This is a genomic window from Thioclava sp. F34-6, from assembly GCF_002213235.1.
Lineage (GTDB): Bacteria > Pseudomonadota > Alphaproteobacteria > Rhodobacterales > Rhodobacteraceae > Thioclava > Thioclava nitratireducens.
On the sequence record NZ_NBOA01000001.1, the window covers coordinates 225,386 to 243,488 of the forward strand.

General features: G+C 65.7%; 12 protein-coding genes. 6 read left to right on the forward strand and 6 right to left on the reverse strand.

All coding sequences use genetic code 11. From position 1 onward, the window contains the following. The first annotated feature begins 384 nt into the window (after positions 1 to 384). The 5 genes from B6V72_RS01025 (at position 385) to B6V72_RS01045 (ending at position 8,707) form a co-directional block, all read left to right on the forward strand. The gene (locus tag B6V72_RS01025; RefSeq protein ID WP_075774983.1) at positions 385 to 2,325 is read left to right on the forward strand and encodes a dynamin family protein; all 1,941 of its coding nucleotides are present in this window, start codon (positions 385 to 387) and stop codon (positions 2,323 to 2,325) included. Continuing rightward, positions 2,322 to 3,398, forward strand: a complete 1,077-nt coding sequence (locus tag B6V72_RS01030) for a dynamin family protein (RefSeq protein WP_088734247.1) — start codon at positions 2,322 to 2,324, stop codon at positions 3,396 to 3,398. Before B6V72_RS01025 ends, B6V72_RS01030 begins: the two co-directional genes overlap by 4 nt. Continuing rightward, positions 3,395 to 5,536, forward strand: coding sequence for a dynamin family protein (locus tag B6V72_RS01035; RefSeq protein ID WP_088734249.1), 2,142 nt, complete (start codon positions 3,395 to 3,397; stop codon positions 5,534 to 5,536). Before B6V72_RS01030 ends, B6V72_RS01035 begins: the two co-directional genes overlap by 4 nt. Positions 5,537 to 5,550: 14 nt before the next feature. Continuing rightward, positions 5,551 to 7,002, forward strand: a complete 1,452-nt coding sequence (locus tag B6V72_RS01040) for a GTPase (protein ID WP_088734251.1) — start codon at positions 5,551 to 5,553, stop codon at positions 7,000 to 7,002. Positions 7,003 to 7,186: 184 nt separating this feature from the next. Next, on the forward strand, positions 7,187 to 8,707 hold the full coding sequence (locus B6V72_RS01045; protein WP_088734253.1) for a bifunctional UDP-sugar hydrolase/5'-nucleotidase: 1,521 nt from the start codon (positions 7,187 to 7,189) through the stop codon (positions 8,705 to 8,707). Positions 8,708 to 9,039: 332 nt separating this feature from the next. Here B6V72_RS01045 and B6V72_RS01050 read toward each other — a convergent pair whose 3' ends face one another. Then, positions 9,040 to 9,507 carry an Lrp/AsnC family transcriptional regulator gene (locus B6V72_RS01050; RefSeq protein WP_075774978.1) on the reverse strand — a complete coding sequence of 156 codons (468 nt, stop codon included), beginning with the start codon at positions 9,505 to 9,507 and terminating at the stop codon, positions 9,040 to 9,042. A gap of 114 nt (positions 9,508 to 9,621) precedes the next feature. Here B6V72_RS01050 and putA point away from each other — a divergent pair, with 114 nt between their 5' ends. Next, entirely contained in the window at positions 9,622 to 13,041 is a 3,420-nt protein-coding gene (putA, locus tag B6V72_RS01055; RefSeq protein ID WP_088734255.1) for a bifunctional proline dehydrogenase/L-glutamate gamma-semialdehyde dehydrogenase PutA, read from the forward strand. Positions 13,042 to 13,055: 14 nt separating this feature from the next. On the opposite strand, the gene modC is transcribed toward putA, so the two are convergent. From modC to B6V72_RS01080, 5 genes are all read right to left on the reverse strand, one after another. After that, positions 13,056 to 14,132, reverse strand: coding sequence for a molybdenum ABC transporter ATP-binding protein (modC, locus tag B6V72_RS01060; protein WP_088734257.1), 1,077 nt, complete (start codon positions 14,130 to 14,132; stop codon positions 13,056 to 13,058). Continuing rightward, positions 14,132 to 14,827 (reverse strand): molybdate ABC transporter permease subunit, encoded by a 696-nt coding sequence (gene modB / locus B6V72_RS01065; protein ID WP_088723376.1) that lies wholly within the window; start codon positions 14,825 to 14,827, stop codon positions 14,132 to 14,134. Before modB ends, modC begins: the two co-directional genes overlap by 1 nt. Continuing rightward, positions 14,824 to 15,573: a molybdate ABC transporter substrate-binding protein gene (gene modA / locus B6V72_RS01070; protein WP_088723377.1), complete on the reverse strand. Its 750-nt coding sequence runs from the start codon at positions 15,571 to 15,573 to the stop codon at positions 14,824 to 14,826. The genes modB and modA overlap by 4 nt, the downstream gene beginning before the upstream one ends. Before the next feature lie 142 nt (positions 15,574 to 15,715). Further along, entirely contained in the window at positions 15,716 to 16,816 is a 1,101-nt protein-coding gene (locus B6V72_RS01075; protein ID WP_088734259.1) for a c-type cytochrome, read from the reverse strand. Next, on the reverse strand, positions 16,813 to 18,093 hold the full coding sequence (locus tag B6V72_RS01080) for a c-type cytochrome (protein ID WP_168172988.1): 1,281 nt from the start codon (positions 18,091 to 18,093) through the stop codon (positions 16,813 to 16,815). The genes B6V72_RS01075 and B6V72_RS01080 overlap by 4 nt, the downstream gene beginning before the upstream one ends. Positions 18,094 to 18,103: the final 10 nt, after the last annotated feature.

The following is an 18,103-nucleotide window of genomic DNA, read 5'->3' on the forward strand; positions in this document are numbered from 1 at the left end:
CACGGAAAACCTGCGGTAACTCGCGATAACCGGAAACGCTCACAAATTCGTGAATACGCAGGGAAATAGGGCCGAAACGAGACTTCCCCTGCGTCACCTATTTCGCATCGACCCAGCAAAGCAAAGAAAACAGGCGAAAAATCGTGATCGGGGAAATGCGCTGCGCGCTGCCCCGAACGGCAATTATGGTCGCTCTGCCATAATCTCTGCCGCATTTCGGACAAGAGTGCACAACAGAACTTAAGCACGAACCGACCCAGCCGGTGCGTCGCCAAGAAGGGGGCGCGCGCCGTCCCTGTAACGTTGGCGGTCTCGGGCGGCATGGGGTGTGCCGAACCGTTTCCGCCCAAGACCGCATCGCCCCTGCGGAAAGGAGTGCCCCTCGTGTATGAAGCGAATTCCATCTTTGATTGGCATCGCCGCGGTTTCGAGGCGCTCAATTCATACTGGGAGACGCTCGACCAGCTCGAACAGGCCGTAAAGGATGTCTCGGACGCCGATCTCGGCTTCGTCGAGGACCAGCTCGACAGCGTGCTCGAGATGATCGACGCGTTCGAGCCGACCGTCAGCGTCATCGGCCAGGTCAAAGCGGGAAAGAGCACACTTCTCAACGCATTGATCGGCAAGCCGGGGATGCTGCCCTCGGATGTGAACCCTTGGACCTCGGTGATCACGGCGCTGCATCTGAACGCGCGCCACCGCCCGATGGACACACGCGCGCTGTTTCGTTTCTTCGACCGCCACGAATGGGATCGGCTTGTGGCGACCGGCGGGCGTCTGGGCGAGATGGCCAACCGCGCGGGCTTCGAGACCGAGGCCGAGAGCGTGCGCAAACAGGTCACCGCGATGCGCAACGCGACCGAGGCGAGGCTTGGCGAGCAGTTCGAGGAACTTCTCGGCACCAGCCGCGCCTTTCCGACGCTCGATAAGGCGGTGCTGGATCAATATATCTGCTACGGCGATCCCGACGATCTGGCCGAGGGCGCGAGCGAAGGCACCTATGCCGATCTGACGAAATCCGCCGATCTCTATCTCGATCTGCCGCATCTGCCGCGCGGCTTGTGTCTGCGCGACACGCCGGGTGTGAACGACACCTTCATGATGCGCGAGCAGATAACGCTCAATGCCATCGGCGACAGCCGCGCCTGTATCGTCGTGCTCTCCGCCCATCAGGCTCTGACCACGATGGATCTCGCGCTGCTGCGCATCATCTGCGCGATCGACGCGCGCGAGGTGGTGATCTTCGTCAACCGCATCGACGAGTTGGAAGACCCGCGCGGGGCGCAGGCCGCGATCCGCGGCTCGATCCGCAAGACGCTGGGGCGCATGGGGCTGGGCGAGGAGATCGAGATCCTGTTCGGCTCGGGCTACTGGGCCAATTGCGCGATGGGCGATGTGAACGAGATGGCGCCCGCCAGCCGCGCGGCGCTGGAGAAGATGACCGGCCCCACGCCCACCAGCGAGACCGAGTTGCGCCAGCGCGCGATGGAAGCGTCCGGGATCGGTGCGTTGATGCAGGCGGTGGTCAAGCGGATCGTCGACGGGCCGGGGCAGGCGGTGCTTGGCGATGTGCAGGACGAGCTGGAGCGCATCATCGAGCGCGCCGAGACCGTGGATAGCGTCGCCCGGGTGGCTGATCCCTCCACCATCCTCAGCGAGTCCAAACTGATGATGCGCCTTGCCGAGATCGAGGAAGAGGCCGTCTCCGCCTTCAACCGTGATGCCGCGGACCTGCGCGCGGAGCTGCGCGAGCGGCTCGACCGGGCGCAGGAGCAATTCGTGGCCTCGGCGCTCGAGGCGCTGCAGTCGCATATCGACACCTATGGCGAGATCGGCGCGTGGACCCATGATCCGACTTCGCTGCGCATGGCGATGAAGACCGCCTTCGCGTCCAATTGCGCGCGGCTGCGGCGCAAGGGCGAGGCGGCGCTCGACATGGTCAGCGACGGGATCGACAGCTTCCTCGCTGCCGAGTTCGGCGTGATCCGCGAGGCCGATGTGAGCCGCTTCCCCGAACAGCCGCAACATCGCGCGCCGACGGTGCTCGCGCGAATGATCACGCTGGATATGCAGGGCGCGTGGTGGCGTCGCTATTGGCGGTTCAATCGCAAGGGCGCGGCACAGGCGCGCTACCGCGATGTGATAATCGCGGAAACCACGCCGCTGATCGAAGACCTGATGACCGAGTATTTCGACCCCGCCATCGCGCGCAGCCGCGAGATCGTGGAGCGCTTCGTTTTCGATCAGGGTCAGTTCTGCAAGGCGGTGCGCGAGCGCTGCCTCTCGGGCGCGGCGGGACACGACAAGGAAAGGCTCTCGGCATGAACTCGATGCGCAAACGCGAACGCCCTGCCTTGCCGGACCTCACGAGTGCCCAGAGCCCGCAAGCCGCCGCGAAACCGCGCAAGCTGCGGGTGCTGGTGGCGGGCGAATTCTCGGCTGGCAAAACCAGTCTCATCAACGGGTTGCTGGGCGAGAAGGTGCTGCCCTCGCATGTCACCGCGACCGCCCTGCCGCCGATCTGGCTGGTGCACGGCAGGGACCGGGGGCAGATCTGGATCGACAAGGAGGAGGTCGCGCGCCCGCTTTGCGATCTGGCGCAGCTCAATCTGGAAAAGGCGTGCTACTGCGTGATCGCCCATGGTGCGCCGATCCTCGAGCGGATCGACATCATCGACACGCCCGGTTCGTCGGACCCGAACATGCCGATGGAAAGCTGGCAGCGGATGCTGCGCTATGCCGATCTCGTGATCTGGTGCACCAACGCGACGCAGGCGTGGCGGCAAAGCGAGAAGGCGGTCTGGGACGCGATGCCCCAGGCGCTTCTCGAGCAGCCGATGCTCGTCGTGACCCATGGCGACCGTCTGCCCGACGAACGCACCCGCGCGCGCCTGATGCGCCGGGTTCAGCGCGAGGCGGGGGAGGTTTTCCCAACGATCCGTCTGGCGGCACTGACCGACGCGCAGGACGTCGCGCAGATCGGGCGCGAGATCGAGCGGCTGAGCGGTCAGATCGGCCAACCATCGGGAGAGACCAACGAGACGGTCGCCAAATTCGTGCGCGAGCGCGACGTGATCGCTTTCCCGAAGCCGCGCATGCCGGTCAAGCCGCGCCGTCTGCGCTCGGCGCGCCTGATAAAGGCGGAGGGCGCGGAGCTGCCCGAGGTGACCGATGCCGAGCCGCTGATCCTCGACGCGCCGCTGCCCGACTACCCGCCCGCAGAGCCCGCCTCGATGCCAGGCCCGGCCCGCGCGCTGTGGGAGGAACTCACGGCGGGTCACGCCTTTACCGATGCCGCAGATGTCCTCGCCCATGTCGAACATCTGCTTGACCGGCTCGATGCCAGAGCCGCGGACGAACCCGAGCCGGCCTACGCGACGAGGAGGAGCACGCCATGAAGATCGCCCCGCAACTGCGTAAGGAACTCGACTTTCTCGACGGCACGCTCGACCAGATAGAAACCGCCGTCGAACGCAGCGCCCGTCCGCGCATCCGCGATCTGCGCTTGCGGCTACATGACTGGGCGGCGCGCGTGGCGGTGATCGGGCAGGTGAAGGCGGGCAAGTCGACCTTCCTCAACGCCTTCCTGCACCAACATGACTTCCTGCCCTCGGACGTGAATCCGTGGACCTCGGTCGTGACGAACATGCGCATCAACCTGCCGGAAGATCCGGTGACGGGGGCCCGGTTCGAGTTCTTCTCGGAAGCCGATTGGGACGAGATCATCAATGGTGGCACGCGCATCCGGAAACTGACCGAAGAGCTGCTGCCGGGATTCGATACCGACATCCTGCGCGAGCAGTCCGAGCAGATGCGCCGGCGCGCGCAACGGCGGCTTGGCAAGCATTACCACACGCTTCTGGGGCAGCAGCACGACTACGACTTCCTCGCCCCCGACCTGTTGCAGCGCTATGTCTGTGCCGGGCCGGGCGCGGATGACGGGCTGGATCGCGAGGCGCTCGGCCGGTTCGCCGCGCTGACGAAAAGCGCCCATATCTACATGCGCTTACCCGAGTTTCAGGTGCCCACGATCATCACCGACACGCCCGGGGTCAACGATCCGTTCCTCGTGCGCGACGAGTTCACCTGCCGCTCGCTCGACCGCTCGGACGTGTTCATCATGGTGCTCTCGGCGCATCAGCCGCTGACCGATGTCGACCTCGCCCTGATCCGCATCCTCGCCAAGCAGGACGACAAGGACGTGCTGATCTTCCTCAACCGGATCGACGAGCTCGACGATTACGCGGTCGAAGTGCCCCGCGTGATTGCCGATGTGTCGCGCCGCCTGCGCGCGGCGATCCCCGACATCGACTTCAAGATCGTCGCGGGCAGTGCCTATCTCGCCGATCTCACCCAGCGCTCCGACGAGGAAGCCGCCTGGGCGCGCGCCGAGATGGATTCGATGGAGCTGGCGCAATATCTGTATTCGCGTTTCGGCCGTGTGCCCGAAGATCCGATCGATCGGCTTCTGCTGGCCTCGGGCGTCGAAGAGGTCAAACACGTGCTCTCTGCCGTGATCGATGGCGGGGTGGGGCGTCAGCAGCTCGCCCAGCTGCGTGGCGATCTGCGCGCGGAGCTGTCGGGGATGCAATTCGTCGCCCGCCGCGAACGCGATACGTTGCAGATGCAGATCGAGAGCATTCGCTCGGACGTGGCGGAGGCCGCGATCGAGGAGATGACCGGCGAGATCGAGGCGACGGAGGCGCTGCGCGGCGCGCTCGAAAACCATGTCGAGAGCGCCGAACACCAGATCGAATCCGTGCTGAGCCGAGGCTGGTCGGCGTTGGAGACGCGGCTCAACAAGAGCATCGAGGATTTCGTCAACAGTCAGCGTGCCCGGTTCGAGGAGGTTCTGCGCACCAATCGGATCCGCGACGGCCGTCCGCCGCGCAGCTTCGAGACCGATACGACCGCGTTGCAGATCGCGCTCGAACGCGAAGTGACGAAAAGCTACGCCCGCTCGCGGGCCGCCATCGACGTGCTGCTCGACAATGCGATCCATGCCTGCCGCACAACCATCGTGGACCGGTTCGACGATCCCAGCGAAGAGATCGACCTCGCGGATATGCCGCATGACACGTTCACCTCGACCTTGACGCTGACCCGGCGCGCGCTGCGCATCAATTTCGCGTTGGAGCGCGGCTGGGCCTTCTGGCGTGGACCGACCGTGAATATCGAGAAGACGCTCGAGGGTCTGCGCGTCGTCGCGGCGGAAGAGTTGCGCCCTGCGGTGGAGAAGATCCTGCAAGCCTATGGCGAGACGCTGGTGGAGCGCGCGACCGCGGGCGGGTCGCGACTGCGGGTCATGGTTCGGATGATGGAGATGGTCGTGCGCGAGCGAACCCTGCAGCTCAAGCAGGAGCGGGCCGAGTTGGAACGGCTGGCGCGTGATCCCGCCCAGCAAAGCCGGATGGCGTCGCGCATCCAGAGCAAGCTGGAAGTTCTGGAACGGCGCCTGATCAACCTCGGCGCGATCGAAAGCGCCGTCAGCAGCACGATGATGCCGCGGCGCAAGCCCGCATCCCGCGCGGCGTGAGGACAAGGAAGCAAATGATCTTCAAACAAGACCTCCGCCACGATCAGGCACCGCCCGATCCGGTCCGCGCACCGTTGCGGGTCGCGATCTGCGGCGAGGTCAATTCCGGTAAGTCCACGGTGCTCAACGCGATTTTGCGCGCGCGCAGCATCGGCGACAATCTGGGCCGGACCGAGCGACCCACGGTCGTCGCGCGCTACCGTGCGACGCCGGGCGTGGTGATGCGCGACGCGACGGGGCGGGAGATCGACGCGGCGGAGGTCGAAGAGGGCGGCGCCGTGCCCTCCGAGATTTACGTCTATTCCGCGCAGCCGCATCTGCAGGGGTTCGAATTCGTCGAGGTGCCGCTGACCTGCGCCGAGGATCTCAACGAAGGTCAGGTCGGTCTGATCGCCACCTGCGACGTGATGATTTGGGTCACGATCGCCTCGCAGGCATGGCGGCTGACCGAAAAGACTCTGATCGAATGTCTGGGGTCTGCGCGCCCGTCCGATTGCCTGCTCGCGATTTCGCGTGGCGACAAGCTGCGCAACGACAGGGACCGGGCGAAGCTGAAGGCACGGGTTCAGCGCGAGTCGGCGGCGTATTTCTCGCGGATCGCATTTCTGCACGGATCGCGCGACCTGTTGCGTGCCGCCGAGACTTCGGATGAAGCGTTCCAGCGTAGCGGCGGCGCGGCGCTGATCGCGGCGCTCGGGGCGATGACAGGGCGCGCGGTGGCCGGGCTCGACGCGCTCGATCCCGAGACCGAGGCGGATCTGGCGATCGGGGCCCATGACGCGCCGTCCCCGCTGCTCTCGGAACATGGCGGGGCGATCTTGCCGTTCCGCGCGCCCGGGGAGCGTAAACGCAGCTCCGAGCCCGCAAATTCGGGCGCGCCGGTCGCGCCGGTGGCGCCCCCCGGGGCCGAGCCCGAGTATCGGCCGGACCCGAACCCCGTCGACCGCACGCCCGAGGTGTCGCCACGTCGTGTCACGCGGGCGTCGAAACCCCTTCGCGATCCTGCGCGCGAGCCCGTTCGAGAGCCCGCGCTCAAGCCGGGGCCGAATGTCACCGGCGGCGTCGTGCCTGAAACCGAGGCCGAGAGGGAGGCCCCGGTGAAGCAGGAAAGCCCGCTGCTTCTCGCCACCACGCGGCTCCGGCTGGGTATCGAGTTGCCCGAGGGGCTGCAGCTTGCCGGGCGGATCGGCCCCAGCGACCGGATCTTGCGGCCCGTCAAAGGGTCGTCGGACGAGATCGTGGCCTGCGCCAAGGCTTTGGAGGCCATGATGTCCGGATTCGCGGGAAGCTACACGACCGTCTTCGGCGGGCAGCTCGACATGATCACCGAGTCGGGCGAGGACGTCCGCGTCATGTTCTCCAGCGCGCCGGAGACCGGCCTGACCTTCGCGCAATTCACCGTCGACCTGATCGACGAGGCGGCGGCGCATGCGTTGTTCGCGCGCTTGGCGGGCGTGTTGGTCTGAAAGCGTACCCAGCGCGCTGATCTGCGCGGGGTGACGCGAAAAGAGGCGCGCGCCCGATCGTGAACGCGAGGTCATCTGACTTGAGGTTTGCGCGATGACAGAGTGCGGCTAAGCTTTCTCCCACGCCCCGGGCCATGCGGCCGTTCGGGGTCTATGAATAAATTCATTCCGCAGGGAGACCGAAATGTCCGATTTCAAGCGCCGTCTGGCTGCCCTCATGCTGGGCGCCGCCTCGACCGGGCTTCTCGCCGCCGGGCCCATTCAGGCCGAGACGGTGAAGCTCACGATCCTCGGGGTTGGCGATATCTACAATTTCGACGGTGATGGCGAGCGCGGCGGGTTCGCCCGGCTCAACGCGGTCGCCAAGAAGGAGCGCGCGGACAATCCCAACACGCTCTATGTCTTCGATGGCGACATGCTCTCGCCCTCGCTTCTGTCGGGGATCGACGAAGGTCAGAACACGATCGACCTGACCAATATCGTGCCCTTCGATATCGCGGTGCCGGGCAACCATGAATTCGATTTCGGCCCGCAGAATTTCGAGAAGAAGATGGAAGCCTCGAAATACCCGTGGGCCGCGATCAACATCACCCAGAAAGACGGCTCGCCGGTTCAGGGTCTGGGCGGCGTGATGATCAAAGAGATCGCCGGTCTCAAGGTCGCGCTCGTTCCGGTCGCGCAGGACACGACGCCCGAGGTCGCCAATTCGGGCGATCTGAAATTCGGGCCGACCGTGGACAGCGCGATCGCAGCAGCCAAGAAGGCGCGCGAGGATGGCGCGGATCTGGTGATCGGGGTCGTGCAGACCGATCAGTCGAACGACCGCGACCTGATCGCGAGCAAGGATTTCGACGTCATCATCTCGGGCGACGACCACCTCAATGCGATGTTCTATGACGGGATCACGGCCTATGTGGAGACCTCGATCGACGCGCGCTACCTGATGCCGGTCGATCTGACCGTCGACATCTCCGAGAAGGACGGCAAGCGCAAGATCAGCTGGACCCCGGATTTCCGCTGGATCGACACCGCGAATGTAACGCCGGATCCGGAATCGATGAAGCTGGTCAACGGCTTCAAGCAGCAACTCGACGACAATCTCGGCCAGCAGATCGGCACGTCGGAGACCGAACTGGACTCGCGGCGCAACGTGGTGCGCTCGCAGGAGAGCACGATGGGCGATCTGATCGCCGATGCGCTGCGCGCCGCGACCAAGGCCGATGTGACGCTGATCAATGGCGGCGGCATCCGGGGCGACACGACCTATGATGCGGGCCACAAGATCACCCGCAAGGACGTGCTGACCGAGCTGCCCTTCGGCAACAAGACGGTGGTGACCGAGATCCCCGGCTCGCAGCTCCTGAGCGCGCTGGAGAACGGCTTCAGCCAGGTCGAGAACGGTGCGGGCCGTTTCCCGCAGATCTCGGGCATGAGCGTGGTCTACGATCCCTCCGCACCGGCCGGGTCGCGCGTGGTCTCGGTCGAGGTGGGCGGTCAGCCGCTCGACAAGGACAAGGTCTACAAGGTCGCGACCAACGATTACATGCTGGGCGGCGGCGACGGCTACACGTCGCTCGGCGGCGGCAAGGTCATCGTGAACGCCGGCAACGGCAACCTGATGGCCAATGACGTGATGACCTATATCGAGAACAAGGGGACGGTTGCGCCCAAGCTCGACGGGCGGATCAAGAAACAGGGCGAGTGAGTTCGACCTGATCGGATCGAGAGGCGGCGGGGAGCCCTGCCGCCTTTTCTATTGCGCTGAGGGACGCGCCCGAGCCTTGGGGTGATCCGCGTCTCGGAAGGCTTCAGCGGCGAATGCGCCGCGCGTCGCGGCACAGGGGGGCGTCTGTGTTTTGCGCGAAGGGCGGCGCCCGAGCCCCGGGCGGGCGCCTTGAGCCGCATCTGGCTTTGCGCTTTATCTCGCAAGCCAGAATGACGCGTATGCCTGCGCTGAGATCGCCAATGCGCCCTCCCGGGGGGAGGGTCGGGCGCGGCCCGGGGCTGGTCGCCCCGTGCCAAGTGGTGCACCGAGGCTCACTCCAAAGGCGGCGCGCTGGCCTCCACCACGGTCTCCATCGCGACATAGCTCGACGAGGAATGGACATGGGGCAGGGTGGACAGCTCTTCCGACATGATCCGCCGGTAATCGGCCATGTCGCGGGCGCGGATCTTCACCAGATAATCGAAGCCCCCGGCGATCATGTAGCACTCTTCGACCTCGGGGATCGCGCGCACCGCGGCGTTGAACGCCTTCAGCGCGGTCTCGCGCGTATCGCTCAATTTCAGCTCGATATAGGTCACATGGGTCAGCCCCAGCTTGATCGGCGAGATCATCGCCCGGTAGCCCTTGATGAGCCCGGTTTCCTCCATTTGGCGGATGCGCGCGGCCACCGGCGTCTTCGACAAGCCGACCCTGCGCGCTATCTCAGCCACGGGAAGGCGTGCATCGGCGATAAGCTCGTTGAGGATTCGCCTGTCGATCGCATCGATCTCTTCACTCATGGGCTACAGAGTCTCCAAAAATAAGTTCCAGAGACCATCGCTTAGCAAATCTTTGCGCCAATCGCCTAGGGGAAATCGAATAGGATCGGACAATCAGACTCAAGGGAGGATCGCATGGGCGACACGTTCGATCAGTTCACGACACAGGCGAAATTCGCCGAAGAAGCCGCGCTTCTGGAGCGGCTAAAGGGCCAGGCCGAACTGAGCGAGAGTGATCGCAAGCAGATCTCCGCCCGCGCGGCGAAGCTCGTGCGCCGTATCCGGACCGAAGCCAAACCGACGCTGATGGAGCATTTCCTCGCGGAATATGGCCTGTCCACGCAGGAAGGCGTGGCGCTGATGTGTCTGGCCGAGGCGATGCTGCGCGTGCCCGATGCCGAGACGATCGACGCGCTGATCGAAGACAAGATCGCACCGTCGGACTGGGGCAAGCACATGGGCACCGCGTCGTCCTCGATGGTCAACGCCTCGACCTGGGCGCTGATGCTGACGGGCCGTGTGCTCGAAGACGAAAAGCCCGGCATGGCAGGCGTGCTGCGCGGTGCCGTGCGCCGTCTGGGCGAGCCGGTGATCCGGGCCGCCGTCAGCCGCGCGATGAAGGAGATGGGCCGCCAGTTTGTCCTTGGCGAGACGATCAAGGACGCGCTGAGCCGAGCCAAGAAGCTCGAAGATCGCGGCTACACCTACAGCTACGACATGCTGGGCGAGGCCGCTCGCACCGCGCGCGATGCCAAGCGCTACGCGAAGGATTACGCCGACGCCATCGCCGCCATCGCGAAGGTCTGCAAGGACCGCCCCGTGGCCGAAAATCCCGGCATCTCGGTGAAGCTCTCGGCGCTGCATCCGCGCTACGAGGTCGCCAAGGAAGAGCGCGCCATGGCCGAGATCGTGCCGGTGCTCAAGGATCTGGCGAAGGCCGCGAAGGCCGGGAACATGGGCCTCAACATCGACGCCGAGGAGCAGGACCGGCTGGTGATCTCGCTCAAGATCATCAAAGAGGTCCTGTCCGACCCCGAGCTTGCCGGCTGGGACGGGTTCGGCGTGGTCGTGCAGGCTTACGGCAAACGCGCGAGCCTCGTGATCGACTGGCTGGGCGCTTTGGCGGAAAAGCTCGACCGCAAGATCATGGTGCGTCTGGTGAAAGGCGCCTATTGGGACACCGAGATGAAGCTCGCGCAGGTCGAAGGCCTGCCGGACTTCCCGCTGTTCACCACGAAGGCTGCGACCGATGTCAGCTACCTTGCCAATGCGCGCAAGCTGTTCAGCTATACCGACCGCATCTATCCGCAATTCGCGACCCACAATGCCCATTCGGTCGCCGCGATCCTCGAGATGGCCGAGGGCCGTCCCTATGAGTTCCAGCGCCTTCATGGCATGGGCGAGCGTCTGCACGAGATCGTCCACCGCGAAGAGGGCACCCGCTGCCGCATCTACGCTCCCGTCGGCGCGCATCGCGACCTGTTGGCCTATCTGGTGCGTCGACTGCTGGAGAACGGCGCGAACTCTTCCTTCGTGCACCAGATCGTCGATGAGGACGTGGCGCCCGAAACCATCGCGGAAGACCCGTTCGTGCAACTCGAGACGGCCGAGCGTTCGGCGATGCTCAAGCTTCCCTCGGAGGTGTTCGCCGAGTCCCGCGAGAATTCCATGGGCTTCGATCTGACCGACGAGGGCACGCTGGCGCGCATCGATGCGGCCCGCAATGTGGCGATCCCGGATGCGGGCCCGCTCGTGGCGGGCGAGGCGACGGGGCAAGCCGTGGCCGTCATCAACCCCTCGACGGGTGAGGAAGTGGCCAAGGTCACCGAGGCCGACGAGGCCTGTGTCGCGGCCGCCATCGACGCTGCGCGTCCGTGGGCTGCCCCGGTCGCTAAGCGCGCCGCCGTGCTGCGTCGCGTGGCCGAGCTTTACGAGGAAAACTTCGGCCCCTTCTTCGCGGTGCTCGCGAAAGAGGCGGGCAAGAGCCAGCTCGACGCCGTGGGCGAATTGCGCGAGGCGGTCGACTTCCTGCATTATTATTCGGCGCAGGCCGAAGAGAGCGACCCGACGGCGCGCGGCATCTTCGCGGCGATCAGCCCGTGGAACTTCCCGCTGGCGATCTTCACCGGCCAGATCTCGGCGGCGCTGGCTGCCGGTAATGGCGTGATCGCGAAGCCGGCCGATCAGACGCCGCTCGTCGCCGCCATCGCCGTGCGCCTGATGCATGAGGCGGGTGTGCCGCGCGACGTGCTGCAACTGCTGCCGGGTCAGGGCGAGACGGTGGGCGCAGCCCTGTCGTCCAACCCGAAGATCGCGGGCATCGCCTTCACCGGCTCGACCGAGACGGCGAAGATGATCCGCCGGTCGATGGCCGACAATCTCGATCCGACCGCGCCGCTGATCGCGGAAACCGGCGGTCTGAACGCGATGATCGTGGATTCGACCGCGCTGCCCGAACAGGCGACGCGCGACATCATCGCCTCGGCCTTCCAGTCGGCGGGTCAGCGCTGCTCGGCGCTGCGCTGCCTCTATGTGCAGGAAGACGTTGCCGAGAACCTGATTTCGATGATCAAGGGCGCGATGGACGAACTGTCGCTGGGCGATCCGTGGTATCTGTCGACGGATGTCGGCCCGGTGATCGACGGCGAAGCTCAGGAGGATATCGCGGGCTATATTGCGGATGCCGAGAAAGAGGGCCGCGTGCTGCACAAGCTCGACGCGCCGTCGAAGGGCCATTTCATCGCGCCGACGCTGGTGAAAATCTCCGGCATCGAGGCGCTGGAGCGTGAGGTCTTCGGCCCGGTTCTGCATATCGCGACCTATCGCGCAGAGGATATCGAGAAGGTGTTCGACGCGATCAACGCCACCGGCTACGGGCTGACCGCGGGCCTGCACAGCCGGATCGACAACCGCGTGCAGGAGGTCTCGGACGCGCTGCATGTCGGCAACCTTTACGTCAACCGCAACCAGATTGGCGCGGTCGTGGGCTCGCAGCCCTTCGGGGGCGAAGGTCTGTCGGGCACGGGGCCGAAAGCGGGTGGACCGCTTTACCTGACCCGTTTCGCGATGGCGCCTGAGGCGTCGTCGAAAAACGGCGAATGGGGCCACAAGGCCGATCTCGACACGCTGCGCAAAAAGCTTGCGAAAGCTGCGGCGAAGGCCGAGGCGAGCGAGCCGCTCGAGGCGCTGGAGTTGCCGGGGCCGACGGGCGAGGCCAACACGCTGCGCCGCTATCCGCGCGGGCCGATCCTGTGCCTCGGGCCGGGCGAAGCTGCGCAGGTGGCGCAGATCAAGGAAGTCGAGAAGCTGGGCGGCGTGGCCGTCGGGGCCGATGGCAAGATCGCCCCGGACGTGCTTGAAACGCTTGAGGATATCGCGGGCGCCATCTGGTGGGGCCACGATACGCGCGCCCTCGTCAAAGCGCTTGCAAAGCGCGAGGGCCCGATCCTGACGCTGACCACCGGCGCGGTGCAGAAGGCCGATGTCCTCCATGAGCGGCATCTGTGCGTCGACACCACCGCGGCGGGCGGCAACGCGGCGCTGCTGGCGGGGTAAGCCCCGCTAGCCTGCTAGCCCACATCCTCGGAGGCCACCGACATCGCCTTGATGATCGCGTGGCACCTCTTCCCCTCGGTCAGGCCAAGCGCCGCGACCGAGCGGGTGGTGAGCCGGGCCAGCAGATGCTCGTCGCCCATCTTCAGGCGGGCATAGACGCTGGGAGGAGCCGCAGGACGCAGCTCCGTGACCGTCACCGGCAGGATGTTGAGCGCAGAGAGGCCTTCGGGCCGCGCAACCGCAAGAGTCACGTCCCCCGCATGGATGCGCAGCCGCAGCGATTGGCCGGGCTGACCTTCCCGATATGGCAGCAGCACCGGCCCGCCTGCGGTTTCGATCCGGGTCAGGCCGTCGGCTTCCTGCGCCATGACACGTCCCGAAATCACCGCCCCCGCTTCGCGCTGCCCGAGCGCGGGGGCGAGTGTCGGATCGGACAGAATCTCGCGCGCGGGGCCGAAGCCGCGCAGCCGGCCGGCCTCGATCAGCGCGATGGAGGTGGCGAGGCGCGCGACCTCGGCCGGTGCGTGGCTGACATAGAGGATGGGAAGTTTAACTTCGTCCCGTAACCGCTCGATATAGGGAAGGATTTCCGATTTTCGCGCAGCGTCCAGCGCGGCGAGTGGCTCGTCCATCAGCAGCATCCGCGGGTTCGACAGGATCGCGCGACCAAGCGCGACGCGGCTTTTCTCACCGCCCGAGAGCGCGGCGGGACGGCGCTCCAGCAGCGCGCCGAGGCCGAGCATATCGATGATGTGGTCGAACTCCGGCGCGGTCTTGGTTTTGTTGAAACGCTGCCCGTAGAGTAGGTTTGATCTGACGCTCAGATGCGGGAACAACCGGGCGTCCTGGAAGACATAGCCGATGCGGCGCTTGTGGGACGGCAGGCAGATTCCGGCCTCGGTCTCGAGCAGCACCTCTCCATTGACGACGATCCGCCCCCGGTCGGGCCGCAGCAGCCCCGCGACCGCGTTCACCACGGTCGTCTTGCCCGCGCCGGACGGGCCGAACAGCGCGGTCACGCCTTCGGGCGCGGTGAAATCTACGTCGAGATCGAGCGCCGGCAGGCGATGGCTGAGCGAGATTTCCAGCATCAGTTCTGTCCCGCGATCCGCGCCGCGATCCGTCGCGCCAGCCACTCCGAGACCAACAGCGCGCCAAGCGCCAGCGTGACCGAGATCACCACCAGCCGCGCGGCCTCGACCTCGCCGCCCGGCACCTGCAATTGCGAATAGATCGCGAGCGGCAGGGTCTGGGTCTGGCCGGGGATGTTCGAGACGAAGGTAATCGTCGCGCCGAATTCGCCCATCGCCTTGGCGAAGGCGGTGATCGCGCCCGCAAGGATGCCTGGCAGGATCAGGGGCAGGGTGATCGTGGCGAAGCAGGAAAACTTCGACGCCCCGAGAGTCGATGCCGCCTGTTCCAGCTTCGGGTCCACCGCCTCGATCGCGAGCCGGATCGCGCGCACCATCAGCGGAAAGGCCATGATCCCGGCGGCCAGCGCTGCCCCGCGCCATGAGAAAGCCACCGTGATCCCGACCCGCGCCAGCGCCGCCCCGATCACCCCGTTCGGCGCGAAGCCTATCAGCAGCAGGTAGCCAGTGACGACCGGCGGCAGGATCAGCGGCAGATGCACCAGCCCGTTGACGAGGCTGCGCCCCGGAAAGCGCCAGCGGGCCAGCGCATAGGCGACGAACAGCCCGGGCGGCAATGACAGCAGCGTCGCCCAGCCTGCCACTTTCAGCGAGAGAAAGACTGCTTGCCAGTCGGAGGACGACAGCCAGCTCATTTCAGTGTCTCGAAGCCTTGCTCGTGGAAGATCTTCGCGGCGGCGTCGGATTTCAGCTCGGCATAGAAGCTTTTCGCCGCGTCGCTATCGGTGAGGCGGGCGGCGGGGTAGCGGATCGGTGGGTGGCTGTCTTCGGGGAAGGTCGCCACGACATGCACGCGCGGCTCGGCCACGGCGTCGGTCGCATAGGTGATCCCGTAGGGTGCCGCGCCAAGTGCCACCATCGCAAGTGTCGCGCGCACGTTATCGGCCTGCGCGACTTCGGGCTCGACCTTGGACCAGAGCCCGTAATGCTCCAGCGCCGCCTTGCCGTATTGGCCTGCGGGCACCGCGTTCACCAGCGACATGGCCAGCTTGCCGCCATTCAGAAGCGCGTCGAAATCGAGATCGCGAGAAATCGTCACCGGTTTCGCTTTTGGATCATGGGCGATCAGCACAAGGTGGTTGGCCAGCAGATCCTCCTGCACCTTGATGCGGCCCGTCTTCGCGACCGTCTCCATCCAGCCCGGATTTGCGGAGATGTAGATATCGGCCGGTGCTCCGGCGGCGATCTGGCGGGCCAGCGCACCGGACCCGGCGAAGGAAATATGCGCCACGTCGCCGGTCTTCGTCTCCCAGAGCTTCGCTACCTGATCGAGCGCGGTCTTCATCGACGCAGCGGCGAAGATCGTGACCTCCTCTGCGCGGGCGGGTAGCGCGAGGCTCGCCGTCGTAAGCGCAAGGGCGAGGATGCGGGGCAGGGACATGGGGCCTCCTTCGATATGTTTCATCAGACATATTGCAGCGCAGATCGCCAAAGGCAAGCGCGGGCCGCCGCGGGAAGGGCTCAAAAGGAAAAGACCGGCGCATTGCTGCGCCGGCCCGTTCTAGGAGGTCTAATGGAAAGGCTTAGCCTCCCGAACTTTCGTTTTGCGCAGGCGCCGAGGCCTGATCGCTGGAGGGATATCCCGGACCCATCAGCTTCCCGTCGACCTCTTTGCCGTAGAAGCCCTGATGGTTGTGGTGCCATTTGTCGACGGCGTCCTTCACCGTCACGTCGCCGATCTGCCGCGGGTCGTTCGGGCGCGGATGGCTGTCGACGAAGGCGGCCACGTCCCAGGCTTCCTGCACGGTCAGTTTGTTCGGCTCCGAAAGCGGCATGTTATGCTTGATGAAGGCGGCGGCGGCGTTGACTTTGTGCATGCCCGCGCCCCAGTTGAAGCTGTTCGGCCCCCAGAGCGGCGGGAAGACGACCTTGCCGTTGATGTCCTTCTGACCCTGACCGTCGGCGCCGTGGCAAACCGCGCAGTTCTGGGCGAAGACCGCTTCGCCGCGCTGGCGCGAGGGCTCTTTCGCGGGCTTGTCGATCTTGCCGAAGCCTGCGCCTTCCGGTTTCTCGCCCGTGGGCAGACCCTTGGACATCCAGAAGAAATAGGCCTGCAGATCGCGATAGACATCCGAGCCATAGGGCGGCGGTCCCCCCGAGGGCGAACCTTGCGCGTTCATCGAATAGGTGAAGCAGCCCCTGATGCGGTCCTCCATGGTATTCACCATTTTGTTCTTGCCGCGATATTTCGGATAGACCGGGTAGGCGGCCCACATCGGCGCGGAGAAGGCCTGGCGGCCCGCGTCGAGGTGGCAGTTCGAGCAGGACAGGTCGTTTCCGACGAAGTCATGCGCGTTGGTGCCGGTATCGTTGAAAATCGCCATGCCTCGGCGGACCGACTTGCCGAAATCGTCGTCGGGAATGGTGCTCTCCGCAGGCGGGGTGAAAAGCTTCGCCTGCTGCGTGTCGCCGCCGCTTTGCTGCGCGGCGGCCTCGGCTTCGCTCTGGTCACGCGTGGCGCCGGTCAACCAGCTGGGTGCGAGGCCGAAATTTACCAGCAGCGAGCCCAGCACGACCAGTGCGAGGCCACCGCCTACCGCGAGGATCGCGCGCAGGGCCGTCTTGCCGCGGGAGGGGTCGGTCTCTCCCCGCGGAGGGATGTCGGACGGGTGCTTGTTACTCATTGATCCACTCCTTCACGCACCGGGATGTTGCTTTCCATCGCGGCCAGTTCGGTTTTGTCCATCGCCGGCATCGGGGCGAGCGAGGCGAGGTAATCGGCCACCGCGCGCCGATCCGCATCGTTCAGCGCCTTGCCGATCCCCGCCATCAGGCCGAGCGGCGAGTTATGGCGCGCGCCGCCTGCCCACATCGCGAGTTGATGCGCGACATAGGCCGGCTGCTGCGCGGCGATCCCGGGAAAATTCGGCGCGACGCCGACGCCCGAGGGCCCGTGACAGGTGAAGCAAGCCGGAACGCCGATCGACCAGTCGCCTTCCTTGGCAAGCTGCGCGCCGCGCTTGAGATCGCCTTCCAGAGAAGGCTTCGCGCCCGAGGGGCTGGTCATCGTGGCGTAGTAGTTCGCCAGTTCGACGATTTCCTGATCGCTCAGCCCCTTGGCCACATAGGCCATCGAGTCGTTGGGCCGGGTGCCTTTCTGGAAGTCGTGCAACTGCTTGGCCAGATAGGGCGCCGGGAGGCCCGCCAGCCGCGGCACGGTCTCGGTGCCTTCGCCCTTGTCGCCGTGACAGCTTGCGCAGGCCCAGACCGTGTCCGAGCCCTGACTGACGAGCTGCGCGACGCGCTCGGACCCGGGGCCTTTCTCGGCAGCTGCGGATTCCGGCTGCGCGGGCAGGTTGTTGATCAGCCCTGCGAGGCCGGCGCCGCCATCGAGCGGGTCCATGTCGCCCGCCACCTTGCGGATATCGGCGACCTCCGGGGCGCTGATGGTCTTGGCGTCGTCATTGAGCCCGGTGGCCACATAGGATGCGACTTCGGAGATTTCGGTGTCGCTGAGAACAGAGCCGAAGGCGGGCATCTCGCCCTCGTAGCTCTCGCCATTGACGTTGAGTTTGCCACCGATGCCGCGCATCACGATCTGGGTCACCGCCTTGGCGCCGCCCAGCTTCACGATGTCAGAGCCGTGCAGCGGAGGGAAGGCGCCGGTGACGCCTTCACCGGCATCGCCATGGCAGGTCGCGCAATTGTCCGCGAACAGCGTCTTGCCCGCGTCGAGATCGGGCGCGGCGGCCTGCGCGAGTTTCGTGGGCTCCTGCTTGGCCGCTTCGGTTTGCGCCTTGTCCGCGACCTGAACGGCGGTGCTGGTCTGGACCAGCATGATCACCCCCCAGATCGCGAGCGCGATCGCGATCGAATAGACGGGCCACGGGATGCGGCGGGTTGCCTCGAACGGCTCGAAAGTCTCGTCGGGACGCCGGGGATCGGGTTTCTTGTCGGTCATTCTTGTCTCC

Excerpts from the sequence above, each read along its gene's own strand:
- B6V72_RS01030 (WP_088734247.1), top strand. The coding sequence starts at position 2,322 with ATGAACTCGATGCGCAAACGCGAACGCCCTGCCTTGCCGGACCTCACG.
- B6V72_RS01035 (WP_088734249.1), top strand. The coding sequence starts at position 3,395 with ATGAAGATCGCCCCGCAACTGCGTAAGGAACTCGACTTTCTCGACGGC.
- B6V72_RS01040 (WP_088734251.1), top strand. The coding sequence starts at position 5,551 with ATGATCTTCAAACAAGACCTCCGCCACGATCAGGCACCGCCCGATCCG.
- B6V72_RS01045 (WP_088734253.1), top strand. The coding sequence starts at position 7,187 with ATGTCCGATTTCAAGCGCCGTCTGGCTGCCCTCATGCTGGGCGCCGCC.
- B6V72_RS01050 (WP_075774978.1), bottom strand. The coding sequence starts at position 9,507 with ATGAGTGAAGAGATCGATGCGATCGACAGGCGAATCCTCAACGAGCTT.
- putA (WP_088734255.1), top strand. The coding sequence starts at position 9,622 with ATGGGCGACACGTTCGATCAGTTCACGACACAGGCGAAATTCGCCGAA.
- modC (WP_088734257.1), bottom strand. The coding sequence starts at position 14,132 with ATGCTGGAAATCTCGCTCAGCCATCGCCTGCCGGCGCTCGATCTCGAC.
- modB (WP_088723376.1), bottom strand. The coding sequence starts at position 14,827 with ATGAGCTGGCTGTCGTCCTCCGACTGGCAAGCAGTCTTTCTCTCGCTG.
- modA (WP_088723377.1), bottom strand. The coding sequence starts at position 15,573 with ATGTCCCTGCCCCGCATCCTCGCCCTTGCGCTTACGACGGCGAGCCTC.
- B6V72_RS01075 (WP_088734259.1), bottom strand. The coding sequence starts at position 16,816 with ATGAGTAACAAGCACCCGTCCGACATCCCTCCGCGGGGAGAGACCGAC.
- B6V72_RS01080 (WP_168172988.1), bottom strand. The coding sequence starts at position 18,093 with ATGACCGACAAGAAACCCGATCCCCGGCGTCCCGACGAGACTTTCGAG.